Here is a 21,898-nt window from a genome sequence, read left to right as displayed (position 1 = left end):
ACATCGTGAACTGGACATTCGGGTTAGCGAGGGTTCTAAATGCCAGATTGTGTGATCGTTCGGGCCCATGGGACGCAATTGGATCTCTTGCGCGAAGAGGCATCGCGCATTGCACGGGCTGCCAAAATCGACTGGTCGATTGAGCGCGCCGATGAGGGGGCACATTTTTGCTTCGAGAATGCCGAGGCGAAAAAGGCGTTCGTCACCATCTGCAAGCACTTTGATATGCCGCACCGAGACGCTTAGAAACCAACTCCGCGTGCGATGAGTCAAGCCACTCCAGAACTCTGCGCCCCACGCGTAGAGCTCGGGCCGCATACCGAATCTATCTTGATCGGGACTTCCAGAAAAGCGGCATGAGCCCAGGATCAGCATCGTATGGGCCGGGATGGCAAATCTGCTCATTGACTTTGACATGAGCCAGCCAGGTTCGCCCTTACTTGCTGCTGCAACGTCTCACGAAGCGGATGTGACCGTGTCGTCGCAAAAAGTTGTTGGACCCGAGCACCTGATAGATCGGCGCTCGTCGAACGCCGAGGCGGAATTGCAATGCGATGAGCCGATGGGCGGTTGATGATGACGGTGCCTGGACGTGCGTGGTACCCTCGCAAAGGCAACCATCAGCGATCCAACGAGCTCCCCTTCGACGACTGAAGTCGTCCCCTGCCTCGGGTTGTCACCGCGCCAATATCCATGGAGGCCTTTAAACGAGCCCCGTCCAGCCGTCGCCTGAGCGCTGCAAATCGGCTGGACAGTTTGGTCAATTCCTCGACGCCAAGCTCACCGAACACAAATTGATCGAGTTCCTTCTGTTGTGCAGCGACGTTCGCGAGGCGCTTACAAGCCTTGTCCGTCAGTGACATGTGGACGACCCGACCATCCCTGATACAGGGCTTGCGCCGCAGAAATCCGGCTTTCTCCAGCGCCTTGGAATTTATTGTAATGAACGACGGGTCAACTTTCAGCAATTTTGCCACCGTGCTGACTGCAACATCCCCCTCGCTCGCCAGGTCTGTCACTGCCATCAAGATTGTCAATTGTGGTCCAGTGATGCCGATTGCCTTGGCCCGGACTTGAAGAAAATCCTCCAGACAGATGTTGAGGGATCGGACCTCCAACGTTAATCGCCGCACCAGCAGCTGAGTGTCAGCAGAGTCGTTCCCGACTTGCGTTGCTGGCTTGGTCAAATGCGGCGCCACCGGATGTTAGGCCCTATCCTCAGAGCTCGTTCGCACTGACAAGATTTCAATAGAGGATCTCTGCTCGTTGCAGCGATTCTGTGCAAGCATCACGCGCTCACCTGCGCCCACGATTTAAGAACGATTACTAGTGATTCGGATTACTGGCTTTTCGACGAGAAACTCGGGCCGCCGTTGGCGGCCGCGCCTAGCTGAGTTGCGAATGCGAGTAATCTCACCGAAATGCACGTTCAAAGGAAGATCTCGATCCGTAGTCTCGCGCAGCGGCGCGGCGTTTCGCCCGCTTCGAAAGCGCTAATTCGAAGGTCTGTTGCCGGATCCCGGGCAACGGCTTCGAAATGGCTTCCATACTGAGCAGCTTTGGGGCGCAACCTCGCACAGGCGCTGCGGTGAAATTCATCGAAATTGATGGCCTGAACGCGGGATTCAAGCGCATTGCGTTGTCGCGTCTCTGTCGCAGTTGCCGTCCACGAGCGCGTGTTACTCGACGGGTTATGCGACTTCACACTTTGCAGCCTGGTCGCCCCTTATAGGTTCAGTCGAGATCCAAAAATTCGACCGTGGAGCTCTTGGAGTAGTGTTAGTTGCCCTGGTCTAATTTACTCATTGAGCATATTTGAGCGCTGCTGAAATCGAACCCGGCCTCTCGGCCGGGTTTCTCAGGCTACGTTTGTACTCAAATTGAGCCTATTTAACATTTGCGGGAGGCTTCAATGCCGATCTCTGGACTTTACGGCCCCGACGACTTTGCCAACCGACCGCAGCGCCAGACCACCGCTGCGCCGCGTCCCGTTCCAGTGGGCTCGAGGCCCGCACTGCCAATGCCTTCGCTGCAATGGACGCCGGAGGTCGAGCGCGCCACCGCGCCGCTTTACGAGCGCGTGAAACGTGTCATCCCGCCGATCGAATGGCCGCTGATGGCGCCGACCATCAAGGCGATCAACGAGCTGAAGCAGGCCCGGGGCGCGGTGATCCTCGCGCACAATTACCAGACGCCGGAGATCTTCCACTGCGTCGCCGACATCGGCGGTGATTCGCTCCAGCTCGCGGTCGAAGCCACCAGGGTGAAGGCCGGCATCATCGTCCAGTGCGGCGTGCACTTCATGGCGGAGACGTCGAAACTGCTCAATCCGGACAAGACGGTGCTTATTCCTGATACGCGCGCCGGCTGCTCGCTCGCTGCCAGCATCACCGGCGCCGACGTCCGCCTGCTCCGCGAAAAATTCCCCGGCGTGCCTGTCGTTGCCTATGTCAACACCTCCGCGGAGGTGAAGGCCGAGGTCGATATCTGCTGCACCTCGTCGAACGCGGTGCAGGTGGTCGAAAGCCTCGGCGCACCAAGCGTGATCTTCCTGCCCGACCGCTATCTCGCCACTTACGTGGCCTCGAAGACCGACGTGAAGATCATTGCCTGGAAGGGCGCCTGCGAGGTGCACGAGCGTTTCACTGGCGCCGAGCTGCGCAGCTACCGCGAGGCCGATCCCTCCGTGCAGATCATCGCTCATCCCGAATGCCCGCCGGACGTGCTGGCCGAGGCCGACTTCACGGGCTCGACCGCGCACATGATCAACTGGGTGCGCGAGCGGCGGCCGCGACGGCTGGTGATGATCACGGAATGCTCGATGGCCGACAATGTGCGCGCCGAGCTGCCCGATGTGGAGATGCTGCGCCCCTGCAACATCTGCCCGCACATGAAGCGCATCACGCTCGCCAACATTCTGGAGAGCCTGCTGACGCTTCGCGAAGAAGTGACGATCGATCCCGCGCTCGCGGACCGCGCAAGGCGCTCGGTCGAGCGGATGATCAATTTGAAGAACTGAGATAAAGCCATGACAAACAACATCAACACGCTCCCCCGCTCCGACGACGTCATCATCGTCGGCGGCGGCCTTGCCGGATTGTTCTGCGCGCTAAAACTCGCGCCGCGGCCGGTGACATTGATCTCGGCTGCGCCGCTTGGACAGGGCGCGTCGTCCGCATGGGCGCAAGGCGGCATCGCCGCGGCCGTGGCCGACGGCGATACGCCGGAAGCGCATGCCGCGGATACGATTGCGGTCGGCGGCGGCATAGTCGACGAAGCCATCGCACTCGGGATCGCGCGCGAGGCGGCACCGCGAATTCACGACCTTCTCGCCTATGGCGTGCCGTTCGACCGCGATCTCGAAGGCAGGCTCGCAGTCGGGCGCGAGGCCGCACACTCGGCGCGGCGTATCGTACATGTGCGTGGCGATGGCGCGGGCGCCGCCATCATTGCGGCGCTGGGCGAAGCCGTGCGGCGCACGCCGTCGATCCGGCTGATCGAAGGTTTCGTCGCCGAAGCGCTGTTGACCGAGGACGGCGCGGTCGCCGGCCTACGATTGCGCGAAGCTGGCGACGCGGCAGCACAGCCGATCCTGCTCGCCGCGCGGATGGTGGTGCTCGCGACGGGCGGCATCGGCCATCTCTATGCCGTCACCACCAATCCGCGCGAGGCCAGCGGATCCGGCCTTGCGATCGCCGCACGCGCCGGCGCGGTGATTGCCGATCCCGAGTTCGTGCAATTTCACCCGACCGCCATCATGGTCGGCCGCGATCCCGCGCCGCTCGCCACGGAAGCCTTGCGCGGCGAAGGCGCGACACTGATCAACGGCCGTGGCGAGCGTTTCATGGCGGCGCGCCATCCGCTCGCTGAGCTCGCACCGCGCGACATCGTGGCCCGCGGCGTGTTCGCGGAGATCTCGGCCGGACGCGGCGCCTTCCTCGATGCGCGGCAGGCGCTGGGCGCACGTTTTGCCGACATATTCCCGTCCGTCCATGCAAGCTGCATCGCCGCTGGGATCGACCCCGCCACGCAGGCCATCCCGATCGCACCGGCGGCGCACTATCACATGGGCGGCATCGCGGTGGACGATCGCGGCCGCAGCTCGATCGACGGGCTCTGGGCCGGCGGCGAAGTATCGTCCACCGGCGCGCATGGCGCGAACCGGCTTGCGTCGAACTCGCTGTTGGAGGCCGTGGTCTACGCCGCGCGCATCGCCGACGACATCGCCGGCCGCACCACTCCCTCGCCCGCACGCCTTGCGGACGTGCCGATGCCGCGGGACGGCGCGCCGGATGCTGCGGCCGTGAAGCGGCTGCGGATGCTGATGAGCACGCATGTCGGCGTGATCCGCAATGGTGACGGGCTTGCGGACGCGGTTCGCAGCTTCGCCGCGCTCGAACGCGAGGCCACGAGCATCGCGGTCCGCAACATGGCAACGGCAGCCCTGCTCGTGGCGGCGTCGGCCTGGAACCGGCGCGAGAGCCGCGGCGCGCATTTCCGCTCCGACCATTCCGCGGACGTTCCCGCACTCGCGCAACGCACCATGACTACGCTCACAGCAGTGCGCGAATTCGCGGACGTTCTGACCGAACGCCCGACACCGCGAGCCGCGCAACCGATGATCGCCTGACGGAGTCTCCCATGATCACCCCGACCTCTCTGCTCTATCCGGACGCCTTTCTCTCCCCGCTCGCGCTCGACGAGGCCGTGCTACGCGCGCTCGACGAGGATCTCGGCCGTGCCGGTGACATCAGCTCGCTTGCGACGATCCCCGAGGCAGCGAAGGCGCAAGCGATCCTGGTCGCGCGGCAATCCGGCGTGATCGCCGGCTTGCCGCTGGCGCTCGCCACCCTGCAAAGGCTTTCGCCCAATATCGAGGTACGCGCACATGTTCGCGACGCAGCGCGCGTCACCCGCGGGCAGCAGGTGCTGACGATCTCGGGGCCGGCACGCGCCATTCTCACGGCGGAACGGACCGCGCTGAATTTCGTCGGCCGCCTGTCGGGCGTTGCGACGCTCACGGCGAACTACGTTGCGCGCACCGAAGGCACCCGGATGCGGATCTGCTGCACGCGGAAAACCACGCCAGGGCTGCGCGCCTTGGAGAAATACGCGGTACGCTGCGGCGGCGGCTTCAATCACCGCTTCGGCCTCGACGACGCGATCCTGATCAAGGACAACCACATCGCGGTCGCCGGCGGCATCCGCCCCGTGCTGGAGCGCGCCCGCGCCCATGCCGGCCATCTCGTCAAGATCGAGATCGAGGTCGACACGCTGCCGCAATTGCGCGAGGTGCTCGACACCGGCCTTGCCGACGCCGTGCTGCTCGACAACATGGACATTGCGACGGTGCGCGAAGCCGTTGGGATCAACGAGGGACGCCTCAAACTGGAGGCATCCGGCGGTGTCACCCTGGACTCGATCGCAGCCATCGCGGCGACCGGCGTGGACTACGCCTCAGCCGGCGCACTGACGCATTCGGCGCCGAATTTCGACTGTGCGCTGGATATCGAGGCCTGAGGAGGTCTTCTCCCTCTCCCCGTTCCTACGGGGCCGCACGAGATTTGCTCGCGCCGAGAGGACTGGGGTGAGGGGCATCTCTCCAGGTATTCGACTGTCGAAAGACCTGTACCCCCTCGCCCGCATCGCAAGAGCGATCTTACGTCTCCCCGCAAGCGGGGAGACGTAAGAAAGGTTACCCTGTTCGCTCACGCCGTCTCGGCCGAGCTCTTCGCTTCCTCGGCGAGTTCGGGGGGAGTGCGGCGGTCTGCGCGGGATGCCCCAGTTTGGTTCCTCGCTGCCGTCGCCCCAGGCGCAAGGCCGGTAGAAGGTGTGGACGGCGCTCGTGTCATCTTCTTCATCTCGGCCACCCAGGACGGACGCACCCACTACGCGTGGTAGTGAGTCGACTTGCCGACCTCGGGCGCCGGATCTGGCCACCAGCATCGCCTTCCAGAGTTTCTGGCGTGCTTCCGCCTGCTTCAGCGGTTCGAGCGGCTGAATCGTCAGCGAGCGCGCAGCGTCTCGGGCCTGGGACCGATTGGGGATTGCGAGCGGCGGCGCGCGAACGGCTGAGGCGCCAGCGGAGAGGCGGTGTGCTACTGCCGGTCTCTGGCGTTGATGCGAAGATGCAGAGACCAGTGCCGAAGGACGCGAACCGCGCGCCCTTCGGATGGGTATGCAAATACACAAGTCGCTACGCGCACGCTACGCTTACGCCAGAAAAATCGAACCGCAGTACATCCGTGCGATTCGAGTCTTCTCGTGAGTATCTAATTTAGGTTGCTGGGGCGTTAATCGGCGTTGCGCGTGCAGCGCACGCAAGCGAACACAGGTGGTTCCACGCAGTGACCGCGTGCACTGGTAAACGCCGCTCATGGTAACGATAAACATCCGGTCAACGTGAGTGGTCAGAAGCCCTGCACGCCCGTATCATAAGGGGACTCGCTGTGTTTCCCACTGTCTCACCATTGTGGTGCGGCCACTCCCTCGACCTCGCATCGGTGTTCGCCAGGAATTTATGAAGGGTACCCGGAAGCCCGATCGTGACCGGCAGGCCCTTCATGATCTCGAAGAAGCACCACGAAGTCGGCATGTGCCGCCGCGGGTCCGAAGCATCTATAGCTTGCCTGCTCAACCGTAAACTCGGTGTCCTGCATGTCGCGCTAGTGCTTCTCGAGCGGCGTGTGGATCCGCGTCAACTCTTCAATACCTGCGGCAGCGGCGATCCATCGACGCGTTGTGGGATCCCGTTTTCCGTGCTGCCTCACTGATGTTCTGCGGCGCACGAATGCTCGCCCATTACGCTCTTTGCACGGAATTCACGTTGCTTGCGGCTCGCGCTCTAGAGGATGCCCCACGCGCGATAGCGTCCCCGGCCAGTCGTCTCGCGAAGGTCGAGTTCGGCGACGAGGTTTTGGGCCGCACGGGCCGTGATCCCAAGCTCCGCCGCGATCATGCCGGCCGAGACGATCGGCCGGGTCAGCACGTAGTCGAGGAGCGCCGGCAGTTTCGAAGTGGCGCGCCGGCCGGCGAGTTTTCGGGCGAGGAGGTTTCTGGTCATCAACCAGCGGTCGTGGTCCTTTAGGCCGGCCTCGGCGGCGGCCGTCATGGCCTCGAGGTGCACAACCAGCCGCGCTGCGACGTCCCGTGCCCGCCGACGCTCACGCGAGATGCTTTTCAGCCCTCCATGCAGGCACAACAGATACCAGCGTGTCTTGCCGCGGTCGCGCAACACGCTAGCTGCGAGCAGGCACCCTAGCCAAGGCGTATGCTCGAGCGGTTCAATCGCGTCCCAGGCATCCGCGGCGATTGCAGCCGCCAGGGTCGGCGGCAGCTTGCGGGTCTCATCGACGACGGCGCGCCAGTCGTCGAGGCGGCCGTCCTCGTCCCAGTCCGGATCGTAGACGAGCGAGTCCCGCTCTGGCCACGACCGAAGCTCGTCGGCGAGTCTGCGTTCCGCCTTGGCGTTGGCGGCGTCGACCGCGGCGAAGGCTGCGGCCAGATGGGGATCGGCGTTCATGACGCCAAGCGGTCTGTCGAAACCCACCGCGTCCCGCTCTGCGTCCTCGTTGAGCCCGAGACGTTCCTCGACCTCCTCTCGCTCGCGCCGGCCCCGAAGGTCAGCCAGTCCGGAAACCGACAGCGCCCAATTGGGCTTCGCGTCGGCAATGCGCCGACGGGCACGCAGCACGGCGTGAGCCCGGGTCAGCTCGTGGGTGGGGGCGCGGACGTCCATGCCGGCGTCGTGGAGCACGAGGTCATCGAGGTGGACAAGTTCGCCGTCAAGCCACAGAGTGGCGCAAGCCTCGGCGAAGTGCATTCGGCTGATCGCACCGTCACGGATTGGGCTTTTGGCCAGTCGCTCGTCGAGGCGGGCGACAGCATCCTCGGCCGCGGCAAGCGGCCCCGCGAGCTGAGCCCAAGGCAGTGGATCGGCGATTTTGTAGCCGGAAGACAAGACCTTGATAACCTTAAGAGGAAATGGCGAAACGGAACCTAACACACCTTTATGTTCCGTCATAGCGAGGCCTGTTCCCGCTCTCCCCTCGCTATCGATAAGCACGCCTTATCGATGGGGTGCCGCCCCATTGCGATCAGCACGCGCAGCGCTGTAAATCACCACCGCCAAGCTTCAGATCAACCACAAATCGCCACTCGTGCCAACCCTGCCCTGTTCCGGACCAGCCGCTCCGGTGACTGTCCCCTCCCCGGCAAAGCAGGCGCCCTCGAAAATCAGGCTGCACGGAATGCAAGGTGAAGCGTAGGTAAAAACAGGTCCGGAAATTGACGCCCGCCGGACCGGCCTTGCCCAAGCGAGAAAGGCGTCGAGCGAGCCGTGCGGTCTCAGGCTGCACCGGCACTGCGGCAATGAGGATCAGGCTACCTAATCTTCGAGCGCCTCCGCGGTGGCGCTGACCGAAAGATTTGTGCTGGCGCCACGGCAACCGCCCTCCCCACGGCCTGCGGCGACGTCGGACGCGTTCCGATTTCCTGCAGGCGAGCCAATAGCTCGCGTGCCTCGTCTCAGTCGCTGATGAGCGCGATGAAGGGCGATGCGCCGATGAATCTCCTCATACAGGCCGTCGCGGATTCCTTTTGGTGGGCCGTCCGCCGCGGAGTTGCCCCCTTTTGGCAACATCCGGGCAGAACTGGCCGCCACGGTCGAGGAAAAACGACGTCGGCTCGATCTCGAGCTCATGAGCGCGTGCCGATGCACTGTTCGGGTGAGGCGGACCTTTTTCCACCACCGTCAATTCCCGCGCCATCGCCTCGGTCTGCGAATTCTCGATATGGCTATGGCATGCTCCTCTAGACGCAACCATCCCTAGGTGATTCCGATACAGGGAATACGGGAGCAGGCCCCGTTAGTAGGACCGCCAAGGTCGCTGGCCTTCCAGTGACGGGCGGCCTCAGGTCGGCGTGCGGCTCTTTGTGGTGCTGACTGGAACTTTATGGTTAACGGCTGATAAACGCCTCCTCTATTCCTCCGTCCTTTCCGCTCCCCTACCCTGCCCTTTCCGTCTCCGGACACGAGGCGCGCTTTGTTTCCATTGTTGCCGCCCTAGCTGACCTCGATCCGTCCCGGACGACCACAACCTCGCCGATGCCCTCGCCCGCGCCTGCGTGGTTTCAAGACAACCGATCCGAGACCCCCTGGGGCAAACCCTCGGCGCGGCGCGACCTGGATGCTGGAAGGCGCCAAGGAGGCGGAGCTGAGGAAGCCTCCGCCGACTACATCTGCATTCGCCCTCGGCTGCGAGGGGGAAATGGGCTGCACCGCCGTTGATCCGCATTGTGGCCCGTTCCGCGAAGATGAAGAGATGCCGTTCCTTCCGAACTGGATTGGCCAAGACCGGTTTCGGCGACACTGATCGCCAGACCGGCTCCGGTCTACCTCTTGCCCGTCGCGCCGCCATCCCTGCTGCTTTCTTCGTCCCGCCAGTCGCGTGGAGCGTGGGACCCAGCAACCCGGGATGGCACGGCGGATGATCCGCATAGGACACCCGCGAGGGATAACAGGTCCTCAACCCCGTGCCTAAGCTCGAACGCCTGCCGCGCGAGGTCCACTGCTTCCGGGGTGTTGTGCCGCTTGGGAGCCGACCGTCCGCCAAAGCCCTTGATCGTCACGCTATGCGGGCTGACGTCGCGGTCGTGCTGTGCGAGCGCGACATGTTCGCAGCCGATGATCATGCGGCTTCGAGGGTGGAACGGCGGCTGGGAGCGCGCCGGCTTTAGCGGTGAAAGCGGGCACTTTCCCTCGCTGCAGCGCTCGCCGAGTCGGCTCGCCATTCCAAGCCAGCACGCGACGAATCAGTGCAAACGCAAGCGCCTGCATCTGGTGATGTGCTGGACGACTTGCTCGTGACGGTCGCGGGGCTCTCGACCTGCCATCCTTCCGACCTGCCATCCCCCGCGTCTGCACGGTCTCGACGCGGGCGCCGCGCAGCGGATGTTGCGGTTGCGGCTGAGCCGAGCGCGCCAGGGCTCAACGCTGAATTTTGATCCGAATGGGGCGGTGATAGAGTTCGAGCGCGAGTCGATTGTGGGAACTGCGTCGGGAGAAAGTTGACCGCGGTCAACTTCTGTTTAAGAGCGGCGTCTTCGGAACCGCAGCAGCCGCGCAGGCTACGTGCCGAGAGTTGACCGCGGTCAACTTCAGACCAACCCGCGGCCGATTCGGACCGTTAAGGATTGGTTTACCCTTTAACTGTTGCGAGACCGGCCAGAATCGGGCGTAATAGCCACGCTTTGCGCATGCCGTGTACCCGAAATTCGTAACTACGCGAGAAAGCCGTGGCCCTGAACGACCAACAAGCGATGGCGTCAATCACGCCTGGCGCGCCGCAGGCGATCCACGACACGATCGCGGCAGACGCGCGGGAACTGTCGGCGAAGCTGCACGCCCACCGAACGAAGCTGTTCCCGCCAAAAGCACGCAAGCATCTGCGCCGCTTTACATCTGGCGAAGTCGCTAAGCTCGTCGGCATTAATGATGGCTACCTCCGCCAATTGTCGCTGGAGGGCAGGGGCCCTCAGCCGGACACCAGCCCATCGGGTCGAAGGTCGTACACATTCGACGATATTCAAAGCCTTCGTGCTTATCTCGATGAATCCGGCAAGGGTGCGCGCCGATACCGACCGTATCGCGTCGCGGGCGAACAGTTGCAAGTCATTGGCGTCGTTAATTTCAAGGGAGGGTCGGGTAAGACCACCACGGCCGCGCATCTGGCCCAACATCTCACCTTGCAGGGCTATCGAGTGCTTGCGATCGATCTGGATCCGCAGGCCTCGCTCTCCGCGCTGCACGGCTACCAGCCAGAGTTTGATGTCGAGGAAAACGGAACTCTGTACGGCGCCATCCGCTACGACGACGCGCGTCGCGAACTGAATGAGATCATTCGGCAGACTTACTTTTCGGGGCTCGACATCGTTCCCGGCAACATCGAACTGATGGAATTCGAACATGAAACCCCGAAAGCGCTCGCTGCGCGCCAGTCGGGTGACCCGCTGTTCTTCGCCCGCGTTGCCCGTGCCCTCGCCACGGTCCAGGACCGCTACGATATTGTCGTGATCGATTGTCCGCCTCAACTCGGATTTCTCACGCTTTCTGCGCTCTGCGCAGCAACGGCAATTCTGATCCCTGTGCATCCGCAAATGCTCGATGTCATGTCGATGTGCCAGTTTCTAATCATGACATCCGACCTCCTTGCCGTCGTGGCCAAAGCAGGAGGCAACATGAATTACGATTGGATGCGCTATCTCGTCACGCGTTATGAGCCCGGTGATGGACCGCAGGCCCAAATGGTCGGCTTTATGCGCTCGCTGTTTGGCGACCGCATGGTCACGAACATGATGCTGAAAAGTACGGCGATTTCGGACGCCGGCATCACGAAGCAAACGCTCTATGAGGTCAGCCGCGATCAGTTCACACGGGCTACCTACGACCGCGCCATGGAATCGCTGGACAGCGTCAATGGTGAAATCCAAAGCCTCATCCAGGCTGCGTGGGGGAGGGCCTAATGGGTCGAAAAAACCTGCTTGCTGATCTCATCGATGACAAGTTGACCGCGGTCAACGAACCCTCGTCAGGTGAGCCCAGCGACAATCGCAGACCAACCCAGCCAACACTTGGGTCGCGCGGAGCGGTCGGCGCCATGAGCCGTTCACTCGAGATGCTGTCCGCGGAGCGCGATGCCGCCAAGGCCTTGACCGAGCAACTCACCACCGGTCAAACCGTCGTCGAGATCGCCCCAGATTTGATCGACGCCTCGATCGTTCCCGATCGTATGACGAGCGTGGACGAGAAGCACTCTGCCCTCGTTGAATCGATCCGCGCCAATGGGCAGTTGGTTCCCATCCTCCTTCGCCCGCATCCTTCCAGCCCGGGCCGGTTTCAGATTGCCTATGGCCATCGTCGCGTTCGTGCGCTCGCCGAACTTGGCCGCCCTGCGCGGGCCGTGGTCCGCGACCTTAGCGACGAAGACCTGGTAGTGGCACAGGGCAAGGAGAATGGTGAGCGGGAGGATCTGTCCTTTATTGAGCGGGCAACTTACGCCGCCGCGCTCGAGGATCGTGGATTCAAGCGCGAGATCATCATGGCGGCGCTCAGCGTCGACAAGACGGAGCTCTCCCGCCTCATCACGGTCGCGCGGGCCCTTCCCCGGAGCCTACTCGATGCAATCGGGCCAGCGCCAAAAACGGGCCGCCGGCGCTGGATGGAGTTGGCAGAGCGGCTTGTAGGTCGCCACGACCAAAAGGTATTGGCCGACAGCGTTGCCAGCGATCGGTTTGTGCGCGCTACTTCCGATGAACGGTTCGCGATAACTTTCGCCGCGCTGGCGCCCCGCAAGCCTAAAGTTGCACGGCCGACAACCTGGGCGGACGACGGAGGCAAAAAGATCGTCAAGATTGAACGTCGCGCAGATCGAATCACGCTAGCTGTAGATGAAAAGGCCGCGCCTGCGTTTGGAGACTTTGTGATTTCGCGGCTGCCGGAACTCTACCGGGCATTTCTCGATGGAGGCACCGATGAGTGACATCGGGCGTCTTGCCGCTTTGGATATGGCGCTGCCTGGACCTCACACGGTCGGGCAGCGCGATGCGTACCCGCGTTTCCGTCCTCTCACCGTAGGAGCATAGCGGAAAAGAAAAAAGGCCCCCGGAACGTCTCCGTCCGAAAGCCTTCTCTCGTCACGTTTGGCGACTGACAGAGAATCACTTTCACGAATCGCAGTCAAGCGTCTTTAGCGACGGCACCGTTTTGGTGAGCGGATTTTCTTTGCCCGCATGAGGCAAAGACATGCAGTCACACTCCCCAACGACGCCCTTTGGGCGGCGATCGTTGACGCTTGCCCATGTGGCAAGCCAGATGGTCGCAACCGAACGTCCGCCCGAAAAGATCGTCCATAAGTGGAAGATCTTCCACGCCATCTGCACGGCACGGCCGCGCCTTGGCGTGTCGGAGCGCTCGCTCTCGGTCTTGAACGCGCTCTTAACGTTCCATCCCGAGACCGCACTGACGGGGGCAGGCGATCTGATTGTCTTCCCGTCCAATCATCAACTCAGTCGGCGGGCGCACGGCATGCCAGCGTCAACGCTGCGACGTCACCTCTCCGTGCTGGTCGACGCGGGCCTGATCGTTCGGCGCGACAGTCCCAATGGCAAGCGGTATGCGCGGAAGGACAATGCCGGCGACATCGAGCTCGCCTTCGGCTTCGATCTGTCGCCGCTGGTCGTGCGCTCGGAGGAGTTCGAGAGCCTGGCAGCCGATATCGAAGCCGAGGCCCGCGCACTCAAGCTGGTACGAGAGCGCATCACGCTGTGCCGGCGCGACATCGCGAAGATGATTGCAACTGGCATCGAGGAAGCGGTTCCGACGCGAAGGGGAGGGCAGGGGCCTGCCGATTGGCAGGTTGTGCACGCTGCCTTCCGCGCGATCGTCGATCAGATTCCGCGCACGGCTACGCGCCAGGAGCTCGAGCCGATCGCCGACGAGTTGTCTCAGCTTGCCGACGACGTGCTCAATCTTCTGGAAGAACACATCAAATCCAAGAATCCGAGCGCCAATGAGTCCCATTCTGAGCGCCACATACAGACTTCAAATCCAGACACCCCAATTGATCTTGAACCTGTCTTCCGAGAAGGCAGGGCGGCGGGAGCTGAGCCCAAGCCTCAACCGTCGCGAGTCGGGGAGGGGGCCTATCCGTTGGGAATGGTTCTGAGTGCGTGTCCAGACATCGTCGATTATGCGAAGGGTGGGGTTTCGAACTGGCGCGATTTCCTCGCTACCGCGGCCGTTGTGCGATCGATGCTGGGGATCAGTCCGAGCGCCTGGGAGGAGGCTCAAAAGGTTATGGGCGAGGTGCCCGCGGCCATCGTCGTCGCGTGTATCCTGCAGCGCGGGACGGCGATCAATTCCGCCGGCGGCTATCTGCGCGGTCTGACGCGAAAAGCCGAGGTCGGCGAATTTTCGCTTGGCCCGATCCTGATGGCGCAGATCAATTCTCGCCGGCGAGACAAGCAGCGGGCGTGAGGCGATGAGGCGCCGCCCCCAAACCGTTCGTTTCTCGTGGATCGAAGAGGCCAGTCCAACCGGCTGCGGCGGTGTCGACGCAAAGCTGTTCGCAGAGATCGTAATGGCAAAACACCACCCGATCCTCACTCTGTTTTTCCAGCCTCGTCATGGAGGCGCCGCTGAGCGCGGATGGAGGTGGCGCGGTTCGCGGACGGGGGGCCGAGCCTTGGGGGCGCTAATCCCGTTGGATGGGAGATGGTCGAGCACGCTGTTCCGGGACAACAGACTTTCGCGTCTGGTGCAACTTAGACGGTCGCCTCCAACCGCAGCCGAGCAGCGACGGTCTTTTTGAGGAGCTTCTGGAGAGAGGCTAATGAAGAGACGAGATCGGTGCCGCGATCCACGGACCGTTCCGCTCGATGCGAGTGGGTGCGGTTTTCCTTCGACGGCCGGCAGTCAGGCCGGCAACGTTCTCAACCTCCTCCGGAGCACCAGTAGTATCGATCTACGTACAGCCTCGCAGAAGATCTCCAAGGCGAGGCAAGTACCTGCCTATCTTAAGCGGAACGATACGACGCCTCAAGGAACGCACTTTCTCTCCATCGAATAGGGCGGGATTGACCAGCAGCATCGTGCTTGGAATGACAGCCCTTTTTCAAATGGACATGTTCGAGGGAGGAGTGATCGATGCTGCGCCGCTGCACCAGGGCGCTGACCTCTTCCTGCCGCTGCTGGAGAAGTGGACAGCCATGGAAGACTATGAACCGGTCGACGGGCTAAACTTTGCCGAGGGATTGCGCGATTTGGATCCCAGGACGCGTTGTCGGCGATCGAGCGGAGATTGAAGCAGGTGCTTGGTTCGAATGATATCGATCTTCTAGATTCTGACACGGCAGCACACGTTGGGCATGCACGACGACGTTATGTGAAAGACAGCATCTTCTGCCGCTTTCATTTCTCGAGAGAGTGGTCGCCCGATGTTCCTACAACTGGGCATCCGGAGCCGTCTCTATGATCGCCGCGCACGGCACGCAAACCGCGCTAGATGTATTGCTGGAAATCCACACGGGCGCCACAACGCGGTCCGTTCGATCTTGATCCGAAGACCCCTTGTGGTCTACTGTCCTTTGTCCTAGGACAAAGGACGAGAGCGAATCTGCATGAAAAGTCAAGACGTTGTTATATTGCTGAAGCTCGTGAGCCTTGAGCAGGCCAAAAATGAGGGCGACGCGCATCTTGTGGAGGCTGCGCATAACGATGACCCGTACTCAGTACGCAGCCTGGAGTCAGCCCTTGGTATCAGCAAGACAGAGGTCAATGCGTCGATCAACCGGAGCGTTTCGTCGGGACTTGCGGTCAAAGATCGGGAAACCGGCCAGGCAAAGCCCAACCGCCGCAATCTCTATAATTTCGTGGTGCACGGATTGAAGTTCGTTTTCCCGGCTAAACCGGGTGCGATGACCCGGGGCATCCCCACCGCCTTTGCGGCCGCCCCGCTTAGAAATCTTCTGATCAGCGCAGGAGAGTACATCTACGTATGAGAGCGCCAACGACGCGTACGCCGTGTGACCGGCAGGTAGGGTGCGAGGGATGCGGCTACGCATCGGGGAAGTTAGCGCGCAGAAAGTCTGTTGCCGCCTGCGCTGTGGGGAACATCGCCAGTTGCTGCGCCGCCTCGTCCGGACGTTGGGCCTGCCGGACCACTATGACCTGATCTGCATCGAACTGAACGCAGGGGCGTTCGCGGAACGTCAGCCATTCCGCTTGCTTTACCTCTGCTAATGCGCAGGCCGCATCGTAATCGTCCGCGACGCCGAGATGGGTCGAACGGTCCCACGCCCCGCCATTCAGGCACCGGACCTCGATGCGGCCATCCGACAGCGTGATGCCGTAGGGACGATCCCACCATTGATCGAGCTGGGCCTTGCTTCGCGCTTCGTTCGGAGTCGCGTTGAAGGCCTTCGGCAGTTTGGGGTCGAGCGGAATCCGGTTTGGCATTGTGTCACCTAATCAGGCCGAAATTGCCAGAACGCAGGCTGAATTGGGAGAGCTTAATTTAGCCGTGACCATGTAACGCACGGTCGACGCCCCGCCCGGCCCTTTTCGACGGGGTCGTGGCCGCAGTTCAAGGGTGTGTCGGCGTTCCGGGCGAGGATCCTAGACCTGTCAGGTATCATTGTTTGAGTCTCCCCGAGGGGGCTTCTGCTGCGGTTGAGCGCTTGGGATCGATCGATTGAGGCTGGCGGGTTGCCGCGCCCTTGCGAGAGGATCGTTACGCGAATGCGCGGAGAACCTTGCCAACCAGACCGGCACAGGCAACGACGCCTTCGTCGGCACACTGGCGATCGGCGGCATCTCCGTCGTCGTCTTCATCATCTCGATCTACGTCCCGAACATCGTGCAAGGCGTCGTGCAGGGCGTTTCCGTCGGCAGCGGCATGGAAGTGGTGAAGCATGCGGGACAGGCCGCGAGCTTCGCCCCCGGCGGCGCCGCACTTGCCGTGGGAGGTGCGAGCGCAGGGGCGGCGGGTTTCAGCGCGGCCCGGGCCGGTGGCGCCTCATTTGGCGCGGCCGCGCTCAAGGCCATGACGGAAGGCGTCGGAGCGGCAGGCGGAGCGCTTGCGTCCGCCGCCCGCGATCAGGCCATCCGTGCGCCGGGCTCGTTCGGCACGTCGACGCTGGGTCTTGCCAACGCCAAGCTCGATCAACGCCAGCCACAGAGAGGATCGGGCGGCAAGAGCTGAGCCTTTTCACCCGCAACATCATGATTGGAGACCACGATCCCAATGGCCGCGCGTAATCCGCCCGACAATCCCTATCTCGCTGCGCGCCAGGAATGGAACGAGCGCTACGGCTCCTATGTGAGAGCGGCCGCAGCATGGCGCATGGTCGGCATCATCGCCATGGTGATGGCCGTCATCGGCTTTGCTTATGCGCTGTTCCAGAGCACGCAGGTCAAGCTCGTGCCCTATATCGTCGAGGTCGACAAACTCGGCACGGCCATGAGCGCCGGCTATTCGCAGCAGATCGAATATGCCGATCCGCGCGTGGTGCGCGCGACGCTCGGAAGCTTCGTCTCGAGCTTCCGATCAGTGACGCCGGATGCGGTCGTGCAGAAGCAATATATCGATCGGACCTACGCGCTGCTGCGAACCTCCGATCCCGCGACGCAGAAGATCAATGACTGGTTCCGGAGCACGTCTCCGTTCGAGAAGGCGAAGACGACGACGGTCGCGGTCGAGGTCAACAACATCGTGGCTCTTTCGAACCAGTCCTATCAGATCGACTGGACCGAATTCGAACGGGACAGGAAGGGAAAGGAAACCGGCGAGCACCGCTTTCGCGGCATCGCCACTGTCACGCTGACTCCACCCCAGGACGAGCAGACCATCCGGCTCAATCCGATCGGCCTCTACCTGCGTGATTTCGACTGGACGGCGCAACTATGAAAGGGGCGGGGACACCGATGCAGCCAAACACAATCGGACTCAGGATTGGCACTCTTTTTGTGGCTTCCGCCTTTGGCTTGCTGCTGGCCGATGTCGGCGCGCATGCGCAGGCGATGAGCGCCAAGGAACGGAAAGGCACGAACATCTCGAACCAGTGGCGCGGATCGACCGGACTCGTGACGCGCGGAGCGGATGGCAAGGTCATCTTCCTGTTCGGGGAGGTCCAGCCATCCGTCGTCTGCTCGCCGCTCGAGGTCTGCGACATCGAGCTGCAGGCAGGTGAGGTGGTGCGCGACGTGCTGGTCGGCGACACCGTGCGCTGGAAGGTGGAGCCGGCCACATCGGGCACGGTCGGCGGCCAAGCCATCCACCTGATCGTCAAGCCCGCGGAGCCTGGGCTCGTCACCTCGATGGTGGTAACGACCTCGCGGCGGACCTATCATATCCAGCTCAAGTCGAACGCGACCCAATATATGGCGCGCGTCGGCTTCGAATATCCCGAGGATGTCGGCAGCAAGCTTGCAGACGTCAACGCCCGGCTCGGCGCTGAGCTGATCCCCGGCGCCGGCGTTTCGGCCGAGCAACTGAACTTCGGCTACAGCGTGAGCGGCAGCGCGTCGTGGCGGCCGACGCGCGTCTACAGCGACGGCGTCAAGACGTACATCCAGTTTCCGTCGTCGCTCTCCGGAGGGGATGCGCCGGTCCTGTTCGTCGTGTCGGGCGGCCAGAACCGCATCGTCAACTACCGGCTGAAGGACGACATGATGGTGGTCGATTATCAGATCGACACCGCCATTCTGGTGTCCGGCGTTGGCTTTTGGAACCAGGACAAGGTGACGATTCGGAGGGGAGGCTGATCATGCGGCAGGTCTCCTCGATGCCTCGGCTCGTCATTCTCTCCCTGTTCAGCCTGCCGCTCGCCGGATGCGCGTCGTTCGGCGGCGGCGCCCTTATGGCGAGCTCAGCGCCGGCCGATCTGTCCGCTCCCGCGGCTTCTGCGATCGCCGGCGACATGGTGACGAAACTCGCAGAGCAGGTCGGGCCCGGCTCTGGAAGAATCATCCTGAAGCCCGACGGCACGCCCTTTGGCCAGGCGTTGGAGACCTCGCTCAAGAGCTGGGGATATGCGGTTGCGACCGATCAGAAGACCAAGGGCGAGAAGACCATTCCACTCGCCTATGTGATCGAGTCCTACAACGGTCAGATCCTGGCGCGCTTGTCGACCGGCAGTGTCGAGCTCGGCCGCGCTTATAGCGCAACCACCGCTGGAGCATCGCCGACCAGCCCGCTTTCCATCATGCAGCGCGGGTAGGGAGAACTATCATGGCGCAATCGCTGAAGCTCGGCGGTGCTCCGGAGGGAGCGGAGGCGAGAGGAATCCGCCGCCTCAACCGCTTGCCGATCATCGTCGCGATCGTGCTGGTGGTCGTGTTCTTTGCTGTCATCTTCTACGGCCTGACGTCGCGCGGACTGTACTTCCGGCGCGCCCCCGGCATCGATACGGCTTCATCCAATTCGGCCTCGACCTATGCCGATCAACTGAAGAAAGGCATCTCCAACGGCATCATCGGAGATCAGGCCGAAGCGCAAACATTCCAGCCGGCCCCGCCGCAGCTCGACTCAAAGCCGGCAAACAATCCCTTTTCCGGCCGACAACAGACCGAAGCGCGGTCCGCTTCGCAGCTCGAGCCGGAGGCGCAATGGCGGGCGCGGCTCGAGCGCGAGGCGCATGAGCGATATCTGCGGGAGCGACAGCGCCAGCGAATGGCCCGTGTGCAGGCCAGCGATGCCGCCCATGACTCACCGCTCGCCATCAATCTGAGCAAGCTCCAGACGGTCTCTGCGACGGCGACAAGCGACACGGCGCCGGCAAAGACGACGACAATACCTGTCGTTGCGGGCAGGGCGTCCGATCTCTATGCAGCCGCGTTGCGTGACGGCTTTGGCATGCAGAACATCGATCAGAACCGACAGGCGGCGAAAGAGGATTTCTTCAACGCGGACCTCAAGAAACTCGGCTACCTGCCCAACAAGGTTGTCACGCCGACATCCGCTTACGAATTGAAGCGCGGCTCGGTCATTCCCGCAACACTGATCACGGGCATCAATTCCGACCTGCCCGGACGCATCACAGCCCAAGTGAGCCAGAACGTCTACGACAGCGCCACAGGTCATCACCTGCTGATCCCGCAGGGCGCCAAACTCCTGGGACGGTATGATTCCAAGATTTCCTTCGGCCAAAGCCGTGTGCTCGTGGTCTGGACGGATATCATCTTTCCGAACGGCGCGACCATTCAGATCGGCGGCATGGCCGGTACCGACGCCGAAGGCTATGGGGGCTTCAATGACGAAGTCGACAGTCACTATTTCCAGGTATTCGGCTCGGCGATCCTGATTGCCGCGATCGGCGCCGGCATCGACATGTCGATGCCGGCAAGTTCACCTTACGGGTATCAGCAAACGCCGACGGATGCCGCGCGCAACAGTTTTGCCGAGTCGTTCGGCCGCGTCGCCGAACAGACGATCAGCAAGAACATGAACGTCCAGCCCACACTCGAGATTCGACCGGGCTATGTGTTCAACGTCCTCGTCGACCAGGACATGGTGTTTCCCGGCGATTACCACGGATAAGATACGACCACGCTACCGATGGTAAGTCATACGCCTATGTTTCATCCTTCATCATACCGGGAACGACAGGAAGCAACTCGTCGAAGGACAATCGATACCGGCGATGGCAGGACTTGCTGTGCTATCAACCCTACCGGTTCAATTCGTCTCTCTGTCAAGCGTGCCGGCGTCGGTCTTGACGTGAGCCTGGGCGATCGCCTTCACCTGCAACGGATTGGCGATGATCACCCGCGCCACGACCAGAACCCGCGACACCGCCATGCTGTTGGCGGTCGCTTCGAGTACCACCACTGGCCCGCAGGCTTTTGCCAAATCCCTCCAGCGGAGTCCGCGTCATATCAATGGGCCCGCATGTCGGAAGCCTGCCGTCCTCCCAAAAAACACCACCTCCCCGAAGGTTCGAAGGTTCGGTGGAGGTCGATGCCATTACCCGTCGCATTCGCACCTCTCTGCCGGGGGCTGTTGGATGAACTTTAACCGCGCTACACTGCACCTTCCATCGACGCTGACAGGCACCTCGCCTTCGACGGTCGCGCGACGAACGACCCGATGGTGATCAGTGTAATCCTTCACCACACGGTGCATCGTGGCCCTGTTGTCCCACATAGCGACATCACCCTCTTTCCATTTCCAACGCACAGTGTTTTCCGGCGCGGTGATATGGGACCCAAATATTTCGAATAGCCTCTGGCCGTCATACTTGGAAATGTCAACCAAACGTTTCGCGTAAATGCCGAGCACCAGCGTGCGCTCGCCGGTCTCGGGGTGAACTCGTACCACCGGATGCTCGGTCTCGATTCTCTTAGCGGGTAAGCTGTGGACTGCCCAGAGGTCGTCAGCAAGCCGCTGCAGCGACAGCGGCAGATCGCGATATGCGGCCGCGGTGTTTGACCATACCGTGTCGCCGCCGACTAATGGGATCACAACGCCTCGCAAGATCGAAATCTTGGGATAGGCGTCCATGCAAGACCAATCGATGTGCCACTTATGGGCCTTGAGTGAGGAATCGACCTCTAAGATCGGCATTGTCCCCTCCGGATATGGCGAAGGCTTCCCAAAACGAAGAGCAAATCGCTCCTGCTCGGCGTTATCGAGATGAGCCTGGTCCCGGAAGAAGATGACCTTGTGTTCAAGCAGCAGGCCATTTATCGCGGCAATGGTCTCGTCCGGCAAATCACCCGACAGCTTGATATTCCTGATTTCAGCACCGATGCGCGCTGTGCGTCTGACTATATCGGTGTGCGTAATGACATTGTCTTTCAAAGCCATTGTGTATCTCCCTTGATGAGGACCAAACCAGCACCCGTCCCCGGCTCGGCGTCTATTGCTATAGCTTGCCTCATACCGCCTCCTATTCGCTGGCGTTTGCTGGGCTCGCGTGCGGGCACTGTTACGTGTCTCCAACGCCATCGTCACCCTATGCCTCTTGGTGGGCTCACAGGGCGGATCGGTCAGTGTGCTTTTGAGCAACCTCATCGATTCAAAACCTTCAATCAATTGCAACTATAATACTGGTTAGAGCTGATGAGGGAATCTCTTTCGGCAAGGACCGCAATCAGAGCCCCGCCGGCCAAGGCGCTGCATTAATCTCTCCGCACCACTGCAGCAGGCCGCCTCGTCGCGATTGATTCGACCGACACTCGCAGGCAATGACTTCAGACCTTGTGGCCCTTCTCATGCACGCGAGCCGTCACCGCGCTGCGTCGTACGACGTTCATTGGAGTGTTGCCATCGTCACCCCCGGTTAGCGCTTGCAGGACGCCCATTTGCTTCAACTGCGAGGGCCGGCGCCGGACGCCGCG

Annotated in this window: 19 protein-coding genes and 2 pseudogenes; 15 read left to right on the top strand and 6 right to left on the bottom strand. The window is 62.0% G+C overall.

Translation table 11 applies throughout. The annotated features are described in order from the left end of the window. Window positions 1–39: 39 nt before the first annotated feature. Both IVB07_RS39880 and IVB07_RS39875 read left to right on the top strand, forming a co-directional pair. Window positions 40–246, top strand: coding sequence for a hypothetical protein (locus IVB07_RS39880; protein ID WP_247372284.1), 207 nt, complete (start codon window positions 40–42; stop codon window positions 244–246). Window positions 247–388: 142 nt separating this feature from the next. Then, window positions 389–574 (top strand): hypothetical protein, encoded by a 186-nt coding sequence (locus IVB07_RS39875; RefSeq protein ID WP_247372286.1) that lies wholly within the window; start codon window positions 389–391, stop codon window positions 572–574. Window positions 575–620: 46 nt separating this feature from the next. Here the strand turns inward: IVB07_RS39875 and IVB07_RS39870 are convergent, their stop codons facing one another. After that, on the bottom strand, window positions 621–1,187 hold the full coding sequence (locus IVB07_RS39870) for a MarR family transcriptional regulator (protein ID WP_247767904.1): 567 nt from the start codon (window positions 1,185–1,187) through the stop codon (window positions 621–623). Window positions 1,188–1,912: 725 nt separating this feature from the next. Here IVB07_RS39870 and nadA point away from each other — a divergent pair. From nadA to nadC, 3 genes are read left to right on the top strand one after another with little or no spacing between them, the layout of a single operon-like run. Then, window positions 1,913–3,019 carry a quinolinate synthase NadA gene (nadA, locus tag IVB07_RS39865; RefSeq protein WP_247767903.1) on the top strand — a complete coding sequence of 369 codons (1,107 nt, stop codon included), beginning with the start codon at window positions 1,913–1,915 and terminating at the stop codon, window positions 3,017–3,019. Window positions 3,020–3,028: 9 nt separating this feature from the next. Beyond that, window positions 3,029–4,630 carry an L-aspartate oxidase gene (locus IVB07_RS39860; protein WP_247767902.1) on the top strand — a complete coding sequence of 534 codons (1,602 nt, stop codon included), beginning with the start codon at window positions 3,029–3,031 and terminating at the stop codon, window positions 4,628–4,630. Window positions 4,631–4,641: 11 nt separating this feature from the next. Beyond that, window positions 4,642–5,520, top strand: coding sequence for a carboxylating nicotinate-nucleotide diphosphorylase (nadC, locus tag IVB07_RS39855; protein ID WP_247767900.1), 879 nt, complete (start codon window positions 4,642–4,644; stop codon window positions 5,518–5,520). Window positions 5,521–5,708: 188 nt separating this feature from the next. On the opposite strand, the pseudogene IVB07_RS39850 reads toward nadC, so the two are convergent. Both IVB07_RS39850 and IVB07_RS39845 read right to left on the bottom strand, forming a co-directional pair. Beyond that, window positions 5,709–5,924: pseudogene (locus IVB07_RS39850) on the bottom strand (cell wall hydrolase); the annotation flags it as partial. A 920-nt stretch (window positions 5,925–6,844) separates the two neighbouring features. After that, entirely contained in the window at window positions 6,845–8,023 is a 1,179-nt protein-coding gene (locus IVB07_RS39845) for an RHE_PE00001 family protein (RefSeq protein ID WP_247768024.1), read from the bottom strand. A 2,297-nt stretch (window positions 8,024–10,320) separates the two neighbouring features. Here IVB07_RS39845 and repA point away from each other — a divergent pair. From repA to IVB07_RS39820, 5 genes are all read left to right on the top strand, one after another. After that, entirely contained in the window at window positions 10,321–11,523 is a 1,203-nt protein-coding gene (gene repA, locus IVB07_RS39840; RefSeq protein ID WP_026233724.1) for a plasmid partitioning protein RepA, read from the top strand. Then, entirely contained in the window at window positions 11,523–12,539 is a 1,017-nt protein-coding gene (gene repB / locus IVB07_RS39835) for a plasmid partitioning protein RepB (RefSeq protein WP_247369813.1), read from the top strand. Before repA ends, repB begins: the two co-directional genes overlap by 1 nt. A 263-nt stretch (window positions 12,540–12,802) precedes the next feature. Continuing rightward, window positions 12,803–14,035: a plasmid replication protein RepC gene (gene repC, locus IVB07_RS39830; RefSeq protein WP_247767899.1), complete on the top strand. Its 1,233-nt coding sequence runs from the start codon at window positions 12,803–12,805 to the stop codon at window positions 14,033–14,035. Between the two features lie 599 nt (window positions 14,036–14,634). Continuing rightward, entirely contained in the window at window positions 14,635–14,862 is a 228-nt protein-coding gene (locus IVB07_RS39825; RefSeq protein ID WP_247445765.1) for a hypothetical protein, read from the top strand. A 315-nt stretch (window positions 14,863–15,177) separates the two neighbouring features. Then, a complete protein-coding gene (locus IVB07_RS39820) occupies window positions 15,178–15,558 on the top strand; it encodes a hypothetical protein (RefSeq protein ID WP_247767897.1) in 381 nt (126 codons plus the stop codon). Window positions 15,559–15,613: 55 nt separating this feature from the next. On the opposite strand, the gene IVB07_RS39815 is transcribed toward IVB07_RS39820, so the two are convergent. Beyond that, window positions 15,614–16,015, bottom strand: coding sequence for a hypothetical protein (locus IVB07_RS39815; protein ID WP_247767895.1), 402 nt, complete (start codon window positions 16,013–16,015; stop codon window positions 15,614–15,616). A gap of 235 nt (window positions 16,016–16,250) precedes the next feature. Here IVB07_RS39815 and IVB07_RS39810 point away from each other — a divergent pair, with 235 nt between their 5' ends. The 5 genes from IVB07_RS39810 (at window position 16,251) to trbI (ending at window position 20,096) form a co-directional block, all read left to right on the top strand. After that, on the top strand, window positions 16,251–16,760 hold the full coding sequence (locus tag IVB07_RS39810; protein ID WP_247767894.1) for a hypothetical protein: 510 nt from the start codon (window positions 16,251–16,253) through the stop codon (window positions 16,758–16,760). A gap of 42 nt (window positions 16,761–16,802) precedes the next feature. After that, a complete protein-coding gene (locus tag IVB07_RS39805) occupies window positions 16,803–17,465 on the top strand; it encodes a conjugal transfer protein TrbF (RefSeq protein WP_247767892.1) in 663 nt (220 codons plus the stop codon). A 113-nt stretch (window positions 17,466–17,578) separates the two neighbouring features. Beyond that, window positions 17,579–18,322, top strand: coding sequence for a P-type conjugative transfer protein TrbG (gene trbG, locus IVB07_RS39800; protein ID WP_247768023.1), 744 nt, complete (start codon window positions 17,579–17,581; stop codon window positions 18,320–18,322). A gap of 2 nt (window positions 18,323–18,324) precedes the next feature. Further along, window positions 18,325–18,777, top strand: a complete 453-nt coding sequence (gene trbH / locus IVB07_RS39795) for a conjugal transfer protein TrbH (protein ID WP_247767890.1) — start codon at window positions 18,325–18,327, stop codon at window positions 18,775–18,777. Between the two features lie 11 nt (window positions 18,778–18,788). Continuing rightward, on the top strand, window positions 18,789–20,096 hold the full coding sequence (trbI, locus tag IVB07_RS39790; protein ID WP_247767889.1) for an IncP-type conjugal transfer protein TrbI: 1,308 nt from the start codon (window positions 18,789–18,791) through the stop codon (window positions 20,094–20,096). 168 nt (window positions 20,097–20,264) lie between these two features. Here trbI and IVB07_RS39785 read toward each other — a convergent pair. Continuing rightward, a pseudogene (locus IVB07_RS39785) lies at window positions 20,265–20,433 on the bottom strand (IS110 family transposase); the annotation flags it as partial. Window positions 20,434–20,522: 89 nt separating this feature from the next. Continuing rightward, window positions 20,523–21,365, bottom strand: coding sequence for a TauD/TfdA family dioxygenase (locus IVB07_RS39780; RefSeq protein WP_247767888.1), 843 nt, complete (start codon window positions 21,363–21,365; stop codon window positions 20,523–20,525). Window positions 21,366–21,898 lie beyond the last annotated feature (533 nt).

It is taken from the genome of Bradyrhizobium sp. 172 (genome assembly GCF_023101065.1).
Taxonomy (GTDB): Bacteria; Pseudomonadota; Alphaproteobacteria; order Rhizobiales; family Xanthobacteraceae; genus Bradyrhizobium; species Bradyrhizobium canariense_D.
The sequence above is the reverse complement of the archived record's forward strand: the minus strand, read 5'-3'. Positions and strand labels throughout refer to the sequence as shown.

Bases quoted from the DNA above. Each gene is read 5' to 3' on its own strand.
- IVB07_RS39880 (WP_247372284.1), top strand. From the start codon at position 40: ATGCCAGATTGTGTGATCGTTCGGGCCCATGGGACGCAATTGGATCTC.
- IVB07_RS39875 (WP_247372286.1), top strand. From the start codon at position 389: ATGGCAAATCTGCTCATTGACTTTGACATGAGCCAGCCAGGTTCGCCC.
- nadA (WP_247767903.1), top strand. From the start codon at position 1,913: ATGCCGATCTCTGGACTTTACGGCCCCGACGACTTTGCCAACCGACCG.
- IVB07_RS39860 (WP_247767902.1), top strand. From the start codon at position 3,029: ATGACAAACAACATCAACACGCTCCCCCGCTCCGACGACGTCATCATC.
- nadC (WP_247767900.1), top strand. From the start codon at position 4,642: ATGATCACCCCGACCTCTCTGCTCTATCCGGACGCCTTTCTCTCCCCG.
- IVB07_RS39845 (WP_247768024.1), bottom strand. From the start codon at position 8,023: ATGACGGAACATAAAGGTGTGTTAGGTTCCGTTTCGCCATTTCCTCTT.
- repA (WP_026233724.1), top strand. From the start codon at position 10,321: ATGGCGTCAATCACGCCTGGCGCGCCGCAGGCGATCCACGACACGATC.
- repB (WP_247369813.1), top strand. From the start codon at position 11,523: ATGGGTCGAAAAAACCTGCTTGCTGATCTCATCGATGACAAGTTGACC.
- repC (WP_247767899.1), top strand. From the start codon at position 12,803: ATGCAGTCACACTCCCCAACGACGCCCTTTGGGCGGCGATCGTTGACG.
- IVB07_RS39820 (WP_247767897.1), top strand. From the start codon at position 15,178: ATGAAAAGTCAAGACGTTGTTATATTGCTGAAGCTCGTGAGCCTTGAG.
- IVB07_RS39815 (WP_247767895.1), bottom strand. From the start codon at position 16,015: ATGCCAAACCGGATTCCGCTCGACCCCAAACTGCCGAAGGCCTTCAAC.
- IVB07_RS39805 (WP_247767892.1), top strand. From the start codon at position 16,803: ATGGCCGCGCGTAATCCGCCCGACAATCCCTATCTCGCTGCGCGCCAG.
- trbG (WP_247768023.1), top strand. From the start codon at position 17,579: ATGAGCGCCAAGGAACGGAAAGGCACGAACATCTCGAACCAGTGGCGC.
- trbH (WP_247767890.1), top strand. From the start codon at position 18,325: ATGCGGCAGGTCTCCTCGATGCCTCGGCTCGTCATTCTCTCCCTGTTC.
- trbI (WP_247767889.1), top strand. From the start codon at position 18,789: ATGGCGCAATCGCTGAAGCTCGGCGGTGCTCCGGAGGGAGCGGAGGCG.
- IVB07_RS39780 (WP_247767888.1), bottom strand. From the start codon at position 21,365: ATGGCTTTGAAAGACAATGTCATTACGCACACCGATATAGTCAGACGC.